Source organism: Caballeronia sp. (assembly GCF_049581465.1).
Classification (GTDB): Bacteria; Pseudomonadota; Gammaproteobacteria; order Burkholderiales; family Burkholderiaceae; genus Caballeronia.
This window is the reverse complement of record NZ_JBAUSA010000244.1, coordinates 1-2,344: the sequence shown is the minus strand read 5'-3', so window position 1 is coordinate 2,344 and position 2,344 is coordinate 1. Positions and strand designations below refer to the sequence as shown.

At 58.3% G+C, this 2,344-nt stretch carries 2 protein-coding genes and 1 pseudogene; 2 read left to right on the top strand and 1 reads right to left on the bottom strand.

Translation table 11 applies throughout. The annotated features are described in order from the left end of the window. The first annotated feature begins 596 nt into the window (after positions 1-596). Positions 597-1,151, top strand: coding sequence for a hypothetical protein (locus tag WCA53_RS06060; RefSeq protein WP_423906902.1), 555 nt, complete (start codon positions 597-599; stop codon positions 1,149-1,151). 32 nt (positions 1,152-1,183) lie between these two features. Here WCA53_RS06060 and WCA53_RS06055 read toward each other — a convergent pair whose 3' ends face one another. After that, positions 1,184-2,080: a LysR family transcriptional regulator gene (locus WCA53_RS06055; protein ID WP_423906900.1), complete on the bottom strand. Its 897-nt coding sequence runs from the start codon at positions 2,078-2,080 to the stop codon at positions 1,184-1,186. 99 nt (positions 2,081-2,179) lie between these two features. Between WCA53_RS06055 and WCA53_RS06050 the strand changes: the two are divergent. After that, a pseudogene (locus tag WCA53_RS06050) lies at positions 2,180-2,344 on the top strand (citrate transporter); the annotation flags it as partial.

Here is a 2,344-nt window from a genome sequence, read left to right as displayed (position 1 = left end):
CCTGCTGCGGGTGTAAAAATGGCGTAAACGAGGGCCCGCGAGCGCGCGGATTCGCAGGGGTGGGGATGGGGGCTTCGCGGGGTGGGGTTGGCGGCGAGTGTGGGGAGAGCGTCGAGTCCTTCTGCTGGCGTGGTCGTTCTGCTTAAGTCGGATTTTCTTGCTTATTTCTGTTAGCCCCTGTTCGGGGCGGAACTTCATTTCTTTGCAAACGCGCAAAGAAACGAAGCAAAGAAACGCGTTTTAAACCGCCAATCTTTTAGTGTCGTCGGTTGTGAAGTTCTGGTTTTTGGCACGAACTTAGTGCCGCCTCTATGCATCAACCCGCAGTCGAACACCATTCTCAAGCTCCAACGGCGCGCACTCGCTTCGCCTCCAATGCCCAAGAACGTTCGCGCGAATTTGTACAGCACACAAGGTTTCGACCTTCACTCGCCCGCGGTTGCATACCTGCAGGGCGAGGCAGAACGCGCCGTCGAGCGCTATGCTGCGGTTACGTAACGTCAGAACGCGAGACCCGCACTCGCATCCCTCCAACATCGGATGTGAGCCGACTCCACACGCAGCCCGCGATTGCGAGGCAACCGGAGACTCCGACAATGAAACACTTTATTTTGTACTGCGTAGGGTGCATCGCGGCATTCACTGCCAGCCAGTCCGTATTGGCCGACGACCTGCGCAGCAATCGGGGCAACGATCCGTTCTTCCAGATATCAGAGGCGATCGCTCAATGCCCTCAACCATTGGGACCGCTTGAAACCGAGCAGGAATGGCTGGACGAAGCCCATTACCGCATAGAGCGTGGCAACAGCTGCTGGGTAGAAGGAAGGTGCCGCCTGTCCAATGCCTACCTCTACGACGCCGAGATCGCCGAGACGGTCAAGCGGCGGCTTCAGAGCATCAACCAAGCCACGTATTGGCGTGGTAGGTCCACGTTGTGGTTGACGCTGCAGCGTCGCTTCATTTACGTACAAGGCTGCGTATCGTCGGATTTTGACAAGGATACGTTCTTATCCGAGCTGGCCAAAACGGCCGACGTCGATAAGGTCATCGATAACACCACTACCGACCCAAAGAGCAATTCGTTACCGTACAGAACGCTTACCGATCCGCTTAACGATCCACTCAAGAAGCCCGCGAGTAGCAGTGACTAACTTCCACATCCGCGCCCCTCGCCCCGGCGAGGCTACGCCGCCTCAACGTTTCGTTTGAGCAGGGCGGCTATAAAAGTTTCCGTGACGGGCGGCAGGGTCCGCCCGCGCTTCTTGATCAACGCTACCCGCCGCACAAACGCTGGATCGTCAATCGGCCGGACCACAAGGCCCGGCTCTGCCAGGACCTCACGCGCTGAACTGGGCAAAATAGTGACGCCAAGGCCGCCGCGCACCATCGCCACCGCAGTCATCATGTACGTCGGCTCGCAACTGATTTCAGGCGTGCAGCGGGCGTCTGCAAGTGCAGCATCGACAACCGAGCGAACGCTCGTTCCCTGCGCCGTTAGCACAAGCGGCTCGCAGACGAGATCATTCAGCTCGATCTTCCGTTTTCGTGCCAGCCGGTGCGTCTTCGGACAGACCACGACAAGCCGGTCCACAGCCGCGTACAAGACCTCGAACGCGGCTTCGGTCACATCGCCTCCCGTCAGGCCAATGTCCACCTCCGCATTGCGCACTAACGTATTCACCATGCTTGCCACCCCGTCGCGAATATAAAAGCCGACGCGCGGAACCTCCTTTCTTAGGTCCAGCATGAGGTCGGGCAGCAGACTGGCAGCGAATGTCGGCAAACACGCGATCCTCACGATTCCGCTCGACCCGTCGCCAAGTGCGCGCGCGTCGATCAAGACGTGTTCCATGTCATGCAAAGACTTTTGCAGGACTGGAAGCAACTCCCGCCCCGTCGGGGTGAGCGCGACGTTGCGGCTGTTGCGATCGAACAGGCGAACGCCAACGGTTGCTTCAAGCCTGCGAATCTGCACCGTCAAGGCCGGCTGCGACAGATGCAGACGCGTCGCCGCGCGGGTGAAGTTGCCCGCTTGAGCGACCGCTATGAATGCGCGTATGTCGCGAAGGTTGAGATCCATGTCGTTTCGTAATTGCTGCGATCAAATCATTTCAATTGATTTATTGTCGCATCGAAATTACGCTGAATCACACTAAACTACAAGCCCGGAGACAAGCACATGCTGCCATTACTGGGGCTCGCTACCATCGTCGTGCTGCTCGGCGCGATTCTGTCGAAACGGATGTCGCCGCTCGTGGCGCTCATCATCGTGCCGAGTGCGGCGTCGCTCATCGGCGGCTTCGGCTTTCAGACAAGCAAATTCGTGATCGACGGGCTCAAGAGT

Excerpts from the sequence above, each read along its gene's own strand:
- WCA53_RS06055 (WP_423906900.1), bottom strand. The coding sequence starts at position 2,080 with ATGGATCTCAACCTTCGCGACATACGCGCATTCATAGCGGTCGCTCAA.
- WCA53_RS06060 (WP_423906902.1), top strand. The coding sequence starts at position 597 with ATGAAACACTTTATTTTGTACTGCGTAGGGTGCATCGCGGCATTCACT.